Origin of the sequence: Actinospica sp. (genome assembly GCF_035552695.1) — a bacterium.
Taxonomy (GTDB): Bacteria; Actinomycetota; Actinomycetes; order Streptomycetales; family Catenulisporaceae; genus Actinospica.
The window spans coordinates 69,680-86,349 of sequence record NZ_DASZKT010000007.1; the positions used below are offsets into that span (position 1 = coordinate 69,680).

Below are 16,670 nucleotides of genomic sequence, written 5' to 3' on the forward strand. Positions count from 1 at the left end.
TCCGTCCTGACGATCCGGTTTGCGAGGAGCCGCTCCTCGATCGCCTCCTGGTCCGGCAGCACCGGAAACCCGTTCTCGCTCATCCCGCCCCTCCGATCGGCCGATGATCCGGTGATCCGACGCGGTGCCAGATCCCGCCGCCGGGGCCGGTTCCCAGCCCCTTCCGAGCGTATCGCGGGGCACAGTCATAAGTGGTCTTACGTTAGTCGGCGCAGAACGGCCGCGGGCGTCGGGTGCATCTGCCAGCTGCCTATGAGAAGCCACCGACCTGCATTCACGCCGCGCCTGGCACGATCAGGCAGCAGGGCCGACGTGCGGGTATTTCGTCGCGGTTGGCGCCTGCCGTTGGTGTCATAAGGAACATCGCGAGGTCGCTGCGCATTCTCTCGCGCGCCTCGTTGCCGTGGCTCTGGCTCGTGATCACGAGGTGACCGGGAGCTCTTTCGCTCGCTGACGTGCCTGGGCGCGAAGCTCGGTTAAGCGTGGGTGGAAGCTGTTGTGCTGGTTCTGGCCCAGATTGAGGGGCAGGTCGAGCCGTGACGACCATCTGGAGGACGGGCGCTGCCCGTTCGTCGGTCGTCCCGTACAGCAAGCTGTTCGCTGTTCGGTCAGTACCGAACAGCGAACAGCGCGTCATGGCCAAGGCCGCCCTGGCCGACATCGTGCGCCTCGTATGAACACGGCGCGCGGCACGGCGGTGACGCGACCGCGGCAGGTCGGCAGCGCCGCGCTGCATCAGCGGCGGTTACGTGTATCGGTGACCGCCGAGGTCTGCGAGCAGTTCCGTAAGGACGTGCTCCTCCTCGACGCGGACGGCGCGCGCGGAGATCGCCGCGCGCAGATGCGGGTCCCAGGAGGCGTCGCAGGGCTCGCCGGTGTTCAGCGGGGCGCCTTGCTCGCGGTCGACGGCCTCGAGGTAGTCGCGGAAGGTGTAGCGCCAGGGAGCGGCGTCGATGAGTGTGAAGACGGAGTTGGCGATGCGCACGCCTCCCCAGTCGAAGTCTCCGTGGTAGCGGAAGCGGGCGCCGCGTTCGCGCAGGGCGCGCAGCAGGGCGCGGGCGGCGGCGGACAGGTGGCCTTCCACGCAGAGCAGCGGCGGGCAGGCCGGGCCGAGTTGCCGGGCGGCGGCTTCGAGGACGGCGGGGTTCTCGCAGACGAACACCTCGCCTCGGCCGACGCCGAACGGATCGGGCTCGGTGTTCGCCGCTTCCCGCTCACTGTTCGACGCCTGCTCACTGGTCGCCGTCCCCTGGTTGATCTGGCGCAGCGTGAGGGCGAGTGGTTCGCCGTGCTCGCGGGCGACGGCGAGCAGACGGCCGAGGCTGCCGGGCCCGGCCGCGTTGCCGGGCAGGGCGAGGACGAGCACTCGGGAGGAGAGTTCGTCGAGGCTGACACCCAGTTCGGCCCACTGGGCGCGGCGCTGCTCGGACTTCGGCATGACGATCAGGCCCTCGGGGTTCGGCGAGAGCGAGTAGGCCCACTGTTCGGTGGCCGCGAGAACGAGCCGGCCCACCGGCCGGTCGGCGTCCAGGGCGTGGGCGTCTCCGGTGGCGCGGGCGGCGAGGACGGGCAGCGAGATGCCGTCGGCCGGGAGAGCCGCGAGGACGGCGGCGGTCTGGGAGGCGAGCGTTCGTGCGGCGGCCGCGTCGCCACCGGCCAGGCGCTTGAATGCGCCACGGGTGTGGGGCCGCGTCCACCAGTCTTCGAGGAAGGCGTTGCCCTCAACTGCTTCGTCCAATGGTTCGTGTGCGTGCCGCCACGCCTGGGCCTCGGCGTGTGCGTTCGCCTTGTTGTCCGGGATGGGGCCGGTGAGCTCCTCGACGGCGGCGCGCAGGCCGCCGGGGTGGATACCGGAGGTGCGCAGGATCGCCTCGATCTCCTCCAGCCGCACGGTGAGCGAGTTGCCTCGGCTCGGTGCGCGTCCGAGCAGGGTGTCGACGGCCCGGCGTTGCGCGGGCGTGGCAGCGCTCAGGGTGAGGGTGCCGGTCAGCGGCCGTGCCTCGGCGGCGCGTTTTCGGACACGTTCGACGAGCCACGACACCTCGGGCGCGCCGAGGATGCGGGCGAGCCGATCCAGGTCCGGGCCGTGCGTGTTCACGCGAAGAGAGCTTCCTGCGCGGTCTCGGCATCCGGCTGTTCGGGCGCGGCCGAGGCGAACGGCGTGCTGCGCGGTGCGCGTCGGCGTTCGCGTCCGTCCCAGACCCAGGGGGTGACCAGCACGGCGTCGACGCCCTCGCGGCGGGAGAGCTGGGCGATGGCGACGCCGGGCACGGTCGGGTAGCAGGCCCATTCGCGTTCGCTGGTCATCACGACGTCGAGGTCGAAGGAGGCGAGCAGGCCGAGGCATTTGGCCCGCGAGTCGTCGTCGACTCCGGCGAAGGCCTCGTCGAGGGCGATCAGCCGCGGGGCGGTGGCGCGTCCGGAGGAGTAGTGCGAGGAGGCGGCGGCGAACAGCGGGATCGAGGCGGCGAGCACTCTTTCGCCGCCGGAGGCCGGGCCGGTCGCCGGTCGCCATTGGCCGTCCTGGCGGCGTTGGATGGCGAATTCGTGCCAGGCCCGGTAGTCCAGTGCCCGGGCGAGCTGGTCCGCCCAGGAGTCGCCGGGGTGCTGCTCGCGTTCGGCGGCGATGCGAGCCTGCAGGAACTGCCCGACCAGGGCGCGGTCGGCCGGGCTCCACACGTCGGCGGACTTGCGCAGCAGCCTGCCGCGCACCGCCTCGAGGCCCTCGGGCGCGGTCTTGGCGGGGTTCCATTGGAAGCGCAGCAGCATGCCGGTGGAGGTCGGGCGCTGTTCGAGGTCGGTGTTCATCTCCAGCACCTGCTCCTCGGCGGCCGCGATCAGCTCCTGCAGGGCGCCTGCGACCTCGCCGACGAGGTGGTTCTCGAGCAGTTCGCGCTCCTTGGCCGACAGCAGGCGGCCGCGCTGCTCGGCGTCCTCGGCCAGGGCGGCGGCGAGTGCGGGTACGTCCTGGGATCGGCCGAGGTAGACCACGTCGACGAGCATGAGTCCGGCGTGCGGGGTCATCCCGACGCTGTGCCCGTGCCGGCCGAGCGCGTCGGTCAGGGCTTTGATTTCCTGGGCGACGCGCTGCTGGATCAGGTCCCAGGCCCGGTCCGCGTCGTCGACCGCGTCGAGGTCCTGGTTGATCGCGCGGGCCAGGGCTACGGCCGGGGTGGGTGACCATTCCGCCTCCAACGGCGGGTGTTCGCCGCCGGGCAGGGCGGTGGCGAGCAGCCCGGTGCGGGCGAACTCGCGCAGTGCGAGCACGGCCGCGTCCCGCTCGGCGGTTGCCGCCTCGATCTCCCGGCGGATCAGGTCGCGGCGCCCGTCCGCTCGCTCGCGATCGCGCATCGCCTGGTCGTGCTCGGCCCGCGTCGCGCGCTCCGTTTGTTCGCGCTCGTGTTGCGCGGCCTCGACCTCGTGCAGTCGGCGGAAGAGTTCTTCCACGCTCGCGCCGATCGTCTCCTGGAGCACGCGGCGGCGTTCCTCGGCGCCGACGGCTTCACGTTCGGCTCGCTCGGCCTGTGCTGCGGCGGCGGCGAGCATCTCGGCGGCGGCGGCGGCTTCCGCCCGCGCGTCGCCCAGTGTCGCAAAGGCCTCGGCGGCGGCCTTCGCGGCCGGCCAGAGCGCGGCGAGCGCCGCGCGATAGTCGTTGACCGCCTCACGGATCCCGGTGATCGCTTCCCGATCAGTCGGCAGTATGGTATCCCGCGCATACTGGTCCGCCTCGTCCTCGGCATGCTCCACAGCCTGCTGCCGTTCGACGGCAGTGCGCTGGGCCTGCTGCGCGCGCTCGATCAGGGCGCGCAGCATGTCGTTCTGCGCCGAGAGCCGCGAGTGCGCGTCACGCAGCGCGGCATCGGAGGGCTCAGCGCGCAGGTGCTCGGTGAGCACTTCGGCAAGCCGACGCACCTCGTCCAACTCCTGCTCGATCCCGTCGAGCTCGGCCTGGATCTGCGCGCTGTGCGCGGCCAGTTCAGCCAGGCGGGCACGCCGTGCGGCCTCACGGGCGCCCTCGCCGATGAAGCGCGCTGATTCCTTGCTCCATCGCCCGCGCAGTACGCCGAGCCGGTAGTGGCCGTCCGTGCCGACCCAGGCGGAATGGTCGCACTCGCGGGCACCGATGGATGCGAGCACGGCCGATACGGCATGATCCGCCAGCTCGGCCGCCTGTGGATCATCGCGGTCCACGGCGGGGCGCAGCAGCGCGGTGAGCCCGCCGTCCGGGGCGGGCGTCGCGGTCGGCAGGACGAGTGCGTCGCCGGAACCCGCCGCGTGCAGCACGCCGTCGGGGCTGAGCCAGGCGTCGAGGATGCCGGCGGCCTCGAGCGCGGCCTCCAGGCCGGCCCGGTCGGCCTCGGAGAGGTGCTCGGCGAAGTCCACGGCGCGCCAGAACGCCGACCCCGGCCGGTCCGTGCGGGTCTGCACGTCGCGGGTGTGCGCCGGCGCGGGCGCCTGGTGCCCGCCGGCCTGCATCCGTTCGATCTCGGCCGTGATCTCGGCCAGCCGCGTCCGTGCGTCCGTGCGCTGCGCCTCCAGTCCGGTCTCCCGGCGCGTCAGGCCGCCGCTGGTGCGCTGGTGGGCGGCTCGGGCGGCGTCGGCGGCCGGATTGGTGCCGTCCAGAGTCTCGGCCCACGACTCCAGGTCCGCCAGCACGGCATCCGGGTCTTCTGGACACGCCCCCGGGTGCGCGTGGAACCAACCGCGATACGCGTCGACCAACTCCGCGGCGAGCTCGATGATCCGGGCTTGTGCCGCGAAGGCTCTGTCCTGGCCCGCCGTGCGGTCCTCGGCCGCACGTGAAGCCTCGGCCCGGGCCGCCTTGGCGCGCTCGTGCGCCCGGTCGAGCGCGGCGAGCAGCGATTCCAGGCCAGTGATCGCCTGGAATCGCTGCTCGACGGCCCGCTCGCCGGTGCGTCGCGCCTGCGGGTACGGCGCAGCCTCGCGCTCAGCGTCGGACCATACCGTCGCGTGCTCGATGCCCGAGCGCGCCGCGGCTTCGGCCGCACGGGTACGCGCGTCGTCGAGGGCTGATGCGTCGTTGTCGGATCTGGTCTGCGCAGCGGCGACCCGGCGGGCCCAGTTCTCGGCCTGCGTGCGCGCCTGATCCCGGGTGGTGGCACGGTCTGCGGCGAGACCGGCGAGGGTCCGGGCGGCTTTGCCCGCCTCCTGCAGGCCTCGCGCCGCGTCCATCTCCGGGCTCCGGTTGAGCGCGTCGCGGGCCGCGGAGAGCCGTTCGCGCTCGGACTCCAGCTCGCCGAGCCGGTCCAGCGCGGATGCGAGCCGTTCGGCCGCGTCCTCGTACGCGGCATCCTCCTCGCCCAGGTCCCGTCCCAGGTGCTCGTACTTGCTGTGTGCCAGACGCAGCACGGCCGCCTGCCGCTTGGCGGCCACGCGCGCGTAGCGGCGGTAGTGGCCGAGGAACAGCTCGGCTGCGCGAGCGGTCTCCTGCAGCGCGAGCAGCGCCTCGCGCTCCTCGTCGAGACCGCGGAAGGCCTCGGCGACCTCGCCGATCAGCGCAGGATCGAGCGGCGGCAGTGCCTCGGTCAGCGCCTTTGACAGCAGCTTCTCATCAGGCTTCTTCGACAATTGCGGCTGACGCAGCTGAATCAGCAGGCCGACCAGCGCCTCATACCGTTCCCGACCGAGCCCGAACAGCGCCTCGTCCACCGCGCGCCGGTACTCGGTCGCGGTGTCGTACACCAGTCCGCGATCGCCGAGCGCGTCCTTGAGCCGGTCGCGGGTCGCCGGGACGCGCGTGGCCGAGAGCAGTGCGAGTTCCTCGCCGACACGCCGGTCGGTGACGAAGAACCAGTGCCGCGCGATACCCCTGCCCTTCACCGCCTTCAACCCGCACCCGACGGTGCGGTAGTGCGCGTGGCCATCCTCGTCCAGTCGGCCGAACTCCAGCCAGGTGTATCCCGTGCGCTCGTCGTTCGGGTGCTTGCCGCCGAGCAGCAGGTTCCACTCCATCCGCTTCGCGCGGTCTCCGTCCGGCTCCACCCGGTTCGCGGCGAGTTCGCCGTCGAGCAGGAACGGCAGGGTCAGGGCCAGCACCTTGGACTTGCCGGTGCCGTTGTTGCCGCGCAGTAGCAGCCGCCCGTCGTGGAAGCGGAACTCCTCGTCGTCGTAGTAGAAGATGTCCACAAGACCGGCGCGCAGCGGCTGCCAGCGGGCGCGGACGGGAAGCGGCAGATCGGCGATCGGTTCGGTCATCGAGAACGTTCCTTGCGAGCGGTCTTGGCACCCGGAACCGTCACACGCGGCGCGGCCAGGGCATAGCGGTGGATCGCGGGCTTGGCGGCGAACAACTCGTCGTCCTGTTCGCCGGAGACCTCGATGAGGTTGAGCGCGGCGAGGCGGCGCAGCGCCGCGTCGACCAGGTCTCCGGCGGCGGCCGGGTCGGTGGCGGACTTGCGCCAGTACCTGCCGTGCTCGGCGGCCAGCGCACGCACCAGCCGCACAAGTTCGAAGCGCGAGGCGCCGCCGCCGCGCTCGGCCAGGTGCGCCGCGATCAGCAGCGTGACATGCCCCTCGGTGCCCTGCTCCGGCATGCGCACGTCGGTCAGCTCGTCCTGCGGATCGACCATCGCCACGCCCTCGGCACGCAGTTCGGGCACCAGTCCGGTAAAAGCATTGATACGTGCGGTGATGGCCTGGCGTTGCCGGACCAGGTAGTCGCGCTCGTCCTCGTCGAGCTCCGCGTAGTAGACCACCGGATCATCCAGCAGCCGGCGGGTGAGCCGGTGCCGCAGGGCGCGCAGCCTCGACTCGTCGGTGTCCGGTCGCGGCTCGGCCGTCAGCTCTGCCAGGCGCTGCTCGAAGCCGCCCGCCCGCACGCCGGACGGCGCGCGCGTCGTCGCCAGCAGACCGGACAGCACCCTGCGTTTCACGTCGTAGAGCACGTCGTTCTCCGCTTGGGCGACGAACGCCTCCTCGTCGCCCTGCACCCGCTCGAGCACCCCGAGATCCAGCAGCAGCCGCACGACCGCCACCAGATCGGAGCGCTCCTCGCGGCGCTCGAGCCGGAACTCGATTCCGGCCTCGACGAACGCCGGGCCGGCCATGCCCGTGAGCACCCCGTCGGCCAGTCGGCCCAGCGTGATCTGGCTGTCCGAGCGTTCGAGTACGGCGAGTGCCAGGCACAGCAGCACATAGCGGCGCCGGGTGAACGCGGCCTTCGTCTTCGGGGCCACCGCCGGCCGGGTCGCGTCATCCAGCCGCGCCGGGGTCTTGAGCAGACGCGCCGTCTGCGCATCGACAGTGAGCCGCCAACCGGTCTCCGCGGCGAACCACCCCGTCAGTTCCGCCGCGTGCTTGCGCACCAGCCGGAACTCCTCGCAGCCGACGTGCACGAGCGGCCGGGCCAGCAACGCCCGGGCCGCCTTGGCGCGCTCGGCCTGAGCGTCCGCGAGCAGTGCCGCGGCCCGCGGATCGACCTGCGTCATCTCGTCCCCGGCAGTGGCCGTCAGGTCCGCACGCGTCACGCGCCACCCCCTAAGGCAGTGAGGTCCAGGATCTCGATGACATGCTCAGGCCCGGACAACACCCCGTCCCGCGTCGGAACCTCGACGATCTTCGAGGCGTCCACCAGCTTCAAGCGCACCTGCATCGATCCGTCTCCGGTGGTGGCCGAGCACTCCGCCTCACCCGGCGTCCGCGCCGCCAGCGCATCGCCGAGCACCGCCAGAAACAACCGGAACGCCTGCCGATCCAGACCGTCCGGCCCGCCGAGCTCCGACAGCAGCGTCGGCCCGCCCGTGGCCAGCCGGGACCGGGCCGCCGCCGTCTGCGCCGCCTCCCGCTCGGCCTGCTCGGAGAGCAATGCCCGGGCCGCGGACCGGTCCGCCACCCGGTTCGGCGAGCCGCGCCGCTCGTACGAACCGGTCTCCCGCAAACGGGGGCTGATCCGCAACGGCGGCGCCTGCTCCCATGACGTGCTCGGCGCCGGCGCCTCCCGCGCCCACAGCTCCTCGGTCTCCGCATCCACGCTCAGATGCCGCGCCGGGCCGAGCGCGAACGCGGCACGCCACAGCCGGTGCGCATCCTCATCGGAGGGCGCCTCGGCGAAGAACCGTGCCAGAGCACGGAAATCCGCGGACCGGTCCACTCTTCCGCCGCGCCGCTCATTGAGCGCGGAGAGCGTGTTCACCAGATTCGTGATCGCGCTCACCGCGCTCGCGCGCAGCAGCTTCGCCTGCGAGGGATGGTGCGCGCCCTGGGAGATGAACCAGTCCGTCAGACCCCGCCAGCGGTTCTCCCACCCGGCGAGCGCCGAGGCGGTCGCCGCCGTGAGCGAGCCGCTCTGCTGTTGCGGCCCGCTCTCATCCGCCGCGCCCTCGCCGTCGGGCACCGCGTCCGCCGCCTCACGCCGTGCCGCGAGCGTGAGCAGCCGCGCCACGCCTGCCTCGTCCACCCCGCCGAGCAGATCGGCGATCTGCGCACCCCGGTTCGCCAGGTCCGCGATGAACCGCTCGATATAGCCGATCAGCCGGTCCTTGTAGGCGATGAAAGCCTCTTCATCGCCGTCCTGGAAATCGATCGTGCGCCGCAACGAAGCCATGAACGCCTCGGCGTTGTCCGCGAGCGAGGTGAACCGGTCCACGAGCCCGAGCAGCGCGAGGTGGGCCTTCGCCGGGTCCGGGTCCGCCTCCCGCGCCAGCATGAGCAGCGACGCCAACTGCTCGGCGATATCCTCCAACGCCACCGCCTGCAACTGACCGCGGTGACCCAGCGCCTGCTCGTACGCCGCGATCGCCGCCACCGCGGCCTGGCCATGCCGGGTGAGCTGGTAGAGATAGCGCGCACGGTGGAAGTCCTCCACCGTCGTCACCCGCCCGGTATCCGCGTCGGCGTGCAGATTCCCCCACGACATCAACTGCTCGAGCGCGGCCGAGACCGTCTCGATCGTCACCGGCGGCGCATCGGCCTCCCGGCGCAGTTCGGCCAACACGTCCTCCGGCCGCAGATGCACCGTGAACCGCGCCCTGGCCTGTGCGAACACACCCAGTATCCGGCCGTACAGCCCCGCGTTCGGCGTGCTGAGGTATGCGAAGGGCTGCGGCTGGCTCGGCACGACCGATGAAGGCGCAGGTGCGGTACTCACAACGTCATATTGTTCCGCACCGTCGAAGCGCAGATGCACGGTTTCCCGAAGATCGACGACTTCGCCTCCGACGCGGATCGCCGATCCGGTGCGTCGGGCGCCGGTTTATGCGGCGGGGGCGCTGGCCACCCCGGGCAGGTTCTCGAAGCGGGCCTTAGCGTCGCGAGAGACGATGGTGCGGCCGGTCTCCGCGGCGTGGGCGGCGATTATCAGGTCATGGGCGCCGCGGGGCTGGTCGGTGCGTCGGATGTGGGCGAGCAGGCGGGCATGGTGGTCGGCGGTCCTGCGCGTGTACTCGAGGACCTCGACTTCAGCGAGGACGACGTCCAACCACCGCGATCGGGTCGCGGCCCGTTCGACGCTTTCGGCCATTTCGATCCCGACCCGGTACTCGGCGAGAGTGACGGCCGCGATCGACAACTCATCCTCGCGCAGCGCGGCCCGGTCGATGGCGCCGCGCCCATAGGCGATCAGGACGTTGGTGTCGAGGATCAGACGTCGGCCCACGGGTCCGCCCCCTCGTCGGCCACCAGGGCCACGGCCTCGGCAACGTCCTGCTCGAAGTCCTCATCCAGCGGGGGCAGGCCGGCCGCGAGCAGCGCGGCTTCCAGGTCCGCTCCCGTGCGCCGCCGCGCCGGGGCGACCTCGGCGATCGGCTCGTTGCCGCGGGCGATCCGGATGGTCTCCCCGGCCGCGATCAGATCGAGCAGACCGGAGAAGTTCCGAGAGGCTTCGGTCGTTCCGGCCGCGTGGACCACAATCGGATCAATATGCGTCCGGGCAGCCGACCGCTCGGTATCCGTTCGCTTCGAGCCAGGCGGCGGCCCGAGTTATCTTGTCGGGTAGCCGGAGCACATTGCCGTGCCCCGGCTACCCGACGGCGTGGGCAAGCAGGTAGTCAGCTCGGTCGAACATCCGCTGAGCACGGTTAAGAGCTTGTGGAATTCGGTCTTCTAAGGAAGCGGAGCGGTCACCACGATGGAGTCTCTTGCCGACTGGTTCCGCGGCCTATGGCAAGAGGTCGCCGGGCACGACCGGGCATCGCGCCGGGAAGTTCTTGTCCTGTCCTACGTCCACGGCGTAGCCCAAGGCGAGCCGACGCTGGGCTTCATCGCGCGTAGCTGGGTCGATCGCGGCCCCGGATACTGGGCACGGCGGATCAGCGTCACCCTCCTCTACCTGCTGATCGGGCTGGTACTTGGTTTCGCCACCCTCGGTTTCGCGCCCTACGTGCTCTTCAGCAACCGATACGCCATCCACGCCCAACTCCCACTCGTCGCGAGAGTCCTCATTCTGATCCTCTGGAACCTGCCCGCGATCCCCGCGTACCTTGCCATGTACCGGCGACTCACGCTCTACGGGTACCAGAGAAACCGGCTCCAGGGCTCGCCACACATTGGATTTCTCACCGGCCGATTCACGATCCTGCTCGCGGTCCCGTTCTTTCCGATGCTCGGAGGGCTCGTCCTCGCCATGGGCACAGCAACCCTGCGTCTTCAGTTCCCCGGAGAGAGTGCGGCCCACGAAGCCAGGCAGCTATATCAGCTATATCAGCAGCAGGCGCGGGATAGTACATCCGCACGGCGCAGGAAGGCTTCCGGCAAGGGCGGCGGCAAGAAGCGCTGACGAAGAGCGGTTGCTTGCGCGGCTCTCTGAGCACTCCGCCGAGGTCGAGACCGTCAGCGCCTGCCTAGCGGTCCGAGTTCCGCTCGGCGATGGAGACCCGCCCAGATCCGGGCCCGTCGACAATCGTCATCGCCAGGATCTGCTCGACGCGTTGACGGTCGGGCGGCTCCTGCCCGGAGATGCACTTGGCGTACGTCGCCCGGAGGGACGGGCGCTGTTCTCCGCCGATTCAGCGAGTTGTGTCGGTGGCACGTCGGGGTTGGGTTGGGTTGGGATGGGATCGGGTCTGCTCATCCGCATATGTCGCAGAAGTTGTAGATTCGCCTCCCGGTGAGGGTGCGTACAACTCGGTTGCCGCCTGCGATCGCGGATCTCCCGCTGTCGCTGATCTCCCGCCGCCGTTCGCTGGTTGCCGATCTCGGGCGGAGGCGCGGCGGGGGCGGCGATGGCGACCTCAAGGGCCGGATGAACCAGGCCTGTAACACTTCGGCCTCCGAATCACCTTGATCATGGAAGCCCCCTTATCGTCGGCCAGTAGTCAAGACGGGGTAAAGCCCCATGCCCGCTGAGCTACCGGCGGGCGGTTCCAGATGATCGGCCGGTGCCCGGCCTGCCGGGCTGAGGGAGGACTGGTCCATGTCCGCGTTGCCGCGCTTCGGTATCGCCCGAATATGGGTGCTGGTACTTGCGTTGCTCGTCGCCGTGTCGGCGGCGATCGTTCCGCTGGCGGCGTCCGCGCGCGCGGATGTCGTCACGGTTTCCGGCGACAACCAGCGCACGGGGTGGGATCCGAACGAAGCCGCGCTCTCGCCGGGAGCGGTGACCGGCAGCGACTTCGGGCAGCTGTTCTCCACCGCGCTGACCGGCCAGGTCTACGCCCAGCCGCTCGTGGTGGGCTCGACGGTGATCGTCGGGACCGAGGAGAACCACGTCTACGGCATCAACAGCGAGACCGGGGCCATCATCTGGCAGGTCTACCTCGGGCCGTCCTGGCCGGCCTCGACGATCGGCTGCGGCGACCTCGTGCCGGACATCGGGATCACCTCGACTCCGGTCTACGACCCGTCGTCCGGCTACGTCTATCTGACGGCGAAGGTGAACAACGGGGCCAACGCGACGGTGCCGCACTACTACCTCTACGCGATGAACCCCGCCACCGGGGCCGTCCGCACCGGCTGGCCGGTGTCGATCGCCGGGTCTCCCTCGAACGACCCGGGCAACTCGTTCAACCCCGAGCACGAGTTGCAGCGGCCCGGCCTGCTGTTCCAGAACGGCAGCGTCTACATGGCCTTCGGCGGCCATTGCGACTACGGGCCGTACCGCGGCTACGTGGTCGGGGTGAACGCGAGCACGAAGTCGCTGCACATGTGGACCGCCGAGGCGGCGAGCAACGGTTCTGGCGCGGGCATCTGGCAGTCCGGTGGCGGCATCGTCTCGGACGGCTCGGGCGGCATGTTCATCGCGACGGGCAACGGCCTCACCCCGCCGATCGGCACGGGCACCTCGCCGCCCAGCGACCTGTCCGAGTCCCTGGTCCACCTGGCCGTGGCCTCCGACGGCACCATCTCGGCCTCCGACTTCTTCGCGCCGGCCAACGCGGGGACCCTTGACGTGAACGACCAGGACCTGGCTTCCGGCGGCCCGACCGCGTTGCCCGACGCCGAGTTCGGCACCGCGGCCGATCCGCATCTGCTGACGGTGATCGGCAAGGACGGACGGCTGTTCCTGCTCAACCGCGACAATCTCGGCGGCCGCGGGCAGGGCGCGGGCGGCACCGATCAGATCGTCGGTGAGACGCAGCTGTCCGGGGTGTGGGGCCATCCCGCGGTCTGGGGTGGCGACGGCGGCTACGTGTACGTCAACGAGTCCAACAGCCACGTCGTGGCCCTCGCGTACGGCCTGACCGGAACCGGGCAGCCCTCATTCCGGGTGGCCGGAACCAGCCAGCAGACCTTCGCCTTCAGCTCGGGCTCGCCCGTGGTCACCTCGAGTGGAACGACCTCGGGCTCCGCGCTCGTCTGGGTCGTGCAGTCCTCCGGGTCCACCGGCACGAACGGCCAACTGATGGTCTACAACGCCGTGCCTTCGAGCGGGGTGCTGACGCTGCTGCGCTCATGGCCGCTCGGCACCGTCAGCAAGTTCGAGGTACCGGCGACGAACAACGGCCGCGTCTACGTCGGCACCCGCGACGGTCACCTGCTCGCGTTCGGCGCGCCGACGACCGCGACGCTGCAGGGCTCGGCCGTCAACGTCGGCGACGTGGCGGTCGGTTCCACCGGCACCGCCACGGCCACGATCACGGCGACGAGGACGGTGACGGTCTCCGCGGTCAGCGCCGCGGCACCCTTCGCGGCGGGCACGCCCACTCCGTCCCTGCCGGTGACTCTGACGGCTGGTCAGACACTGAGCGTGCCGGTGACGTTCGCGCCGACGACCTGGGGCGCCGTGACCGCCGACCTGACAGTGACCTCGAACCTGGGCACCTTCGAATTCGGGCTGAACGGAACCGGCACCCAACCCGGCCTGGGCGCGACGCCGACCTCACTGGCCTGGGGGACCATGGCCGTGGGCGGCAGTGAGACACTGACCGTGGGCGTGACGAACACGGGCACGAGCAGCGAGACCTTCACCGGCGTGACCGGGCCGAGCGCGCCGTTCACCGCGAGCGGACTGCCCAGCGTCGGCGACACGCTGGCTCCGGGCGCATCCACCACCATCAGCGCCACATACGCGCCGACCGCGGTGTCGGCGAGCGACAGTTCCTCGATCGTGCTGACGAGTGATCAGGGTTCGTTGACGATCCCGCTCACCGGCACCGCGATCGCGGCCTCTCCGAAGGTGACGATCAGTCCGATGAGCCTGTCCTTCGGCAACGTCGCGGTGGGCAAGACGGCCACGCAGACCTTCACCGTCTCGAACACCGGAAACATCACCCTGACGGTGACCAAGGCGGCACCACCTACGGCGCCGTTCGCCGCCACCAACCCGCTCCCGGAGGGCCAGCAACTGGCACCGGGTGAGAGCTACACGGTCTCGATGACCTTCGCGCCGACCGCGGTGCAGAGCTACACGGCGGCCTACGAGGTGAGCACTGACACAGGCCAGGGCGCGATGTACATCAACATGACCGGGAACGGTGAGACCGCGAGCGGCGGTCTGTTCGACACTGAACGGAACGCCAACAACACGTGGTCGAATGTCTGGCAGCAGGGCCCGGCCAACTCGACGAATATCGCGCAGGCCGCCGTGACCGCCATGCCCGACGGCGATACGCAGGTCGTCGCCGTGACCACGAGCGGCACCCTTGAGCACACCATCAACAGCGGCAGCACCGGCGCCTGGCAGAACTGGGGCGTGCCCAAGAACAACGCGACCGCCGTCTCGGCGAGCATCGCCGGCATGCCTGACGGCTCGTCGCAGCTCATCGAGCTCACCTCGACGGGCACGCTTGAGCACACGATCCGCTACGCGAACGGTTCCTGGCAGGCATCCGGCTGGGGCAGCCCCGCCGGATCCACCAACATCACCCAGGCCGCCATCACCGCCATGCCCGACGGCTCGACGCAGCTCGTCGCCGTCACCACCAGCGGCGTCCTGGTACACAACATCCGCAACGTCAACGGCACCTGGCAGGGATGGCGCGCACTCAGCCAGCCGGGCGTGACGGTCACCGACGCGAGCATCGCGGGCATGCCCAACGGCTCGTCGCAGCTCATCGAGGTCACCTCCAGCGGCGTCCTCAAGCACAACATCCGCAACGCCAACGGCACCTGGCAGGCGAGCGGCTGGGGCAGCCCCGCCGGATCCACCAACATCACCCAGGCCGCCATCACCGCCATGCCCGACGGCTCGTCCCAGCTCGTCGCCGTCACCACCAGCGGCGTCCTGGAGCACGACATCCGGTACGCGACCAGCTGGCAGACCGGCGGCTGGGGCAAGCCCGTCCAGACCAACCTGGCAACCGCATTCACCAGCCCCAGCATCGCCGGCCTCCTGGACGGCGCCGCACAGCTCATCGAGGTCTCAACGAACTGACGATCGCTGGACGGCGACCGGCCCCGCTCGGCGAGCGCGTTCACACGCTCGCCGAGCGGGGCCTCTGTCAGTGGTCGCGGCTGAGTCGGCGCCGCCGCCGCTCTACTGCGGATCCGAGGGGTGGGAGTGGACGGTGAGGACGGCGCCGTCGATCTCGACGCGGCGGGTGCGGGTGGTGTCGCCGGCGCGGAGGCGGTCGAGGCAGCGGCGGAACAGGCGCATCTCGGCGGCGTCGAGGACGGCGGCGGCGAGATCCAGGACGGAGGCCAGGTTCTCGTCGGTCAGTTCGGCCGGCAGCTCACCCGAGAGGAGGACGACCGATTCCCCCTTCTTGCCCCGGACCACGGCTGTGGTGGGCCCCCCTTGCACGACCAGCACGCGTCTCCTCGATGCGTTGCGCCGGAACCGCGGACGCGGGCTGAGCCCGCGCTTCGGTTTCTGCGACGGTAACGCGCGCCGACCTGCTCTGCGGGTCGTTGGTCGAATTCAGGGCTTGAATATGTGGCGCCACCGCAGCGCCACCCCGCGGGGGATTCGCTCATTCGTTCGCCGCGCACGGGGAGCCGACTGGCTTGGTCAGGCTTCGCTCGCGTCCTCAGCACTCTCGGCGGCACCGGCGGCGGCACCGGCGGCTTCAGCGGCGGAGTCGGCGGGTTCGGGCTGGCGGCCGCGTTCCAGCAGCGATTCGACGAGGGCCGCGACGTGTCGGCGGTCCTGGGTGGAGAGTTGCTGGAGGCTGGCGATGAGCACATCGACCTCGGGGTCGGGGGCCGCCTCGTAGACGTGGATCCCGCAGGCCTCGGCGGCCGCGCGGCGTACGACGTCGAGGGGCAGCTCGAGGCCGCGCGCGAGGCCCTCGAGGGTCGTCGGCTGGGGCATGCGGACCAGGCGATCGGTGGTGGCGAGGTGGTGCACGGTGGAACGCGGGATGCCGCCGCGCCGCGCGACGTCGCCATAGGACCAGCCCTGGCGCTCCAGCCGCCCGCGCACCAGGTCCTGCAAGGCGTTCAACGCCGCGTTCGTCACTGTGGACACCTGCATCTGCGCTAGCTGGGACACGTGGGTAAGCCGCGGCGTCGATTCTATGCGGAATGCGCGGCACGCGAGTCAACGTGTCGCCATCGCGGGGCGTCTCGGCGTGGCCCCACCTGCCGATTTCGCAGCGTTACCGGTCCGTTGCACGCAGTTTCACGGAATCGCTTGCGCGGGCTTCCCGCGACGCACTACTGTCCAATCTCGTTGGACAGAACGTCCGACGCGATTGGACGAAGGTCGCCGCGCCACCACCGAAACAGGAGATTGACATGAGCATGGAAATGCACGAGCTCGAGGCCGAGACCGCCGAACTGCTGCCCGGCCGCGAGGCCCTGGGCAAGCTCTCGTTCAGCTTCACCAAGACCGTCAACGTGCACAAGGCGGTCGTGAACGCACAGAACACCTCGAACGTCGGCAACTGGTGCTCGCCGGGCGCGCTCGCCGAGGGCGACGCGGTGCAGAGCATCTCGATCAGCCAGTAGTCGGCCGGTAGCGCGCTCGCACTGACGGCACGCAGCTAACAGTCAGCAGTCAGCAGTACCCACCGAAAACCGCGAACGAATCCGAAAGGGCATCACCATGAGCATGGACATGCACGAGCTCGAGGCCGAGACCGCCGAACTGCTGCCCGGCCGCGAGGCCCTGGGCAAGCTGTCCTTCAGCTTCACCAAGACCGTGGACGTGACGAAGAACGTGACCGTCCACCAGGCCACGGTGAACGCCGGCAACACCTCCAACGTCGGCAACTTCGGCTCCTGGGGCGCGGCGGCCCAGGGCGAGGCCGCGCAGAGCATCTCGATCAGCCAGTAGCGCCGCGGCGCACCAGTGGACGACCGGGCCGAGGGCACGGGGCGTCGCGGGCCGCCAT

12 protein-coding genes are annotated in these 16,670 nt (G+C 70.6%); 4 read left to right on the forward strand and 8 right to left on the reverse strand.

The window, feature by feature from the left end; genetic code table 11:
* Positions 1-745: 745 nt before the first annotated feature.
* The 6 genes from VG296_RS01180 to VG296_RS01205 all read right to left on the reverse strand — a co-directional run bounded on the left by VG296_RS01180 (position 746) and on the right by VG296_RS01205 (position 9,864).
* Positions 746-2,098: a TIGR02679 family protein gene (locus VG296_RS01180; RefSeq protein WP_325562064.1), complete on the reverse strand. Its 1,353-nt coding sequence runs from the start codon at positions 2,096-2,098 to the stop codon at positions 746-748.
* A complete protein-coding gene (locus tag VG296_RS01185) occupies positions 2,095-6,216 on the reverse strand; it encodes a TIGR02680 family protein (RefSeq protein ID WP_325562066.1) in 4,122 nt (1,373 codons plus the stop codon). The genes VG296_RS01180 and VG296_RS01185 overlap by 4 nt, the downstream gene beginning before the upstream one ends.
* Positions 6,213-7,487: a TIGR02678 family protein gene (locus VG296_RS01190; protein WP_325562068.1), complete on the reverse strand. Its 1,275-nt coding sequence runs from the start codon at positions 7,485-7,487 to the stop codon at positions 6,213-6,215. Before VG296_RS01190 ends, VG296_RS01185 begins: the two co-directional genes overlap by 4 nt.
* Entirely contained in the window at positions 7,484-9,106 is a 1,623-nt protein-coding gene (locus VG296_RS01195) for a TIGR02677 family protein (protein ID WP_325562070.1), read from the reverse strand. Before VG296_RS01195 ends, VG296_RS01190 begins: the two co-directional genes overlap by 4 nt.
* Before the next feature lie 105 nt (positions 9,107-9,211).
* Positions 9,212-9,613, reverse strand: coding sequence for a type II toxin-antitoxin system VapC family toxin (locus tag VG296_RS01200; RefSeq protein WP_325562072.1), 402 nt, complete (start codon positions 9,611-9,613; stop codon positions 9,212-9,214).
* On the reverse strand, positions 9,598-9,864 hold the full coding sequence (locus VG296_RS01205) for a hypothetical protein (protein ID WP_325562074.1): 267 nt from the start codon (positions 9,862-9,864) through the stop codon (positions 9,598-9,600). Before VG296_RS01205 ends, VG296_RS01200 begins: the two co-directional genes overlap by 16 nt.
* A gap of 220 nt (positions 9,865-10,084) precedes the next feature.
* On the opposite strand from VG296_RS01205, the gene VG296_RS01210 reads away from it, so the two are divergent.
* Positions 10,085-10,732: a hypothetical protein gene (locus VG296_RS01210; RefSeq protein ID WP_325562076.1), complete on the forward strand. Its 648-nt coding sequence runs from the start codon at positions 10,085-10,087 to the stop codon at positions 10,730-10,732.
* Between the two features lie 636 nt (positions 10,733-11,368).
* A complete protein-coding gene (locus tag VG296_RS01215) occupies positions 11,369-14,767 on the forward strand; it encodes a choice-of-anchor D domain-containing protein (RefSeq protein WP_325562078.1) in 3,399 nt (1,132 codons plus the stop codon).
* 102 nt (positions 14,768-14,869) lie between these two features.
* Here VG296_RS01215 and VG296_RS01220 read toward each other — a convergent pair whose 3' ends face one another.
* Both VG296_RS01220 and VG296_RS01225 read right to left on the reverse strand, forming a co-directional pair.
* Entirely contained in the window at positions 14,870-15,145 is a 276-nt protein-coding gene (locus VG296_RS01220) for a hypothetical protein (protein ID WP_325562080.1), read from the reverse strand.
* Between the two features lie 198 nt (positions 15,146-15,343).
* Positions 15,344-15,826, reverse strand: coding sequence for a helix-turn-helix transcriptional regulator (locus tag VG296_RS01225; RefSeq protein ID WP_325562082.1), 483 nt, complete (start codon positions 15,824-15,826; stop codon positions 15,344-15,346).
* Between the two features lie 245 nt (positions 15,827-16,071).
* On the opposite strand from VG296_RS01225, the gene VG296_RS01230 reads away from it, so the two are divergent.
* Complete coding sequence (locus tag VG296_RS01230; protein ID WP_325562084.1) at positions 16,072-16,284, forward strand: hypothetical protein; 213 nt, start codon at positions 16,072-16,074, stop codon at positions 16,282-16,284.
* 97 nt (positions 16,285-16,381) lie between these two features.
* Entirely contained in the window at positions 16,382-16,612 is a 231-nt protein-coding gene (locus VG296_RS01235; protein WP_325562086.1) for a hypothetical protein, read from the forward strand.
* Positions 16,613-16,670: the final 58 nt, after the last annotated feature.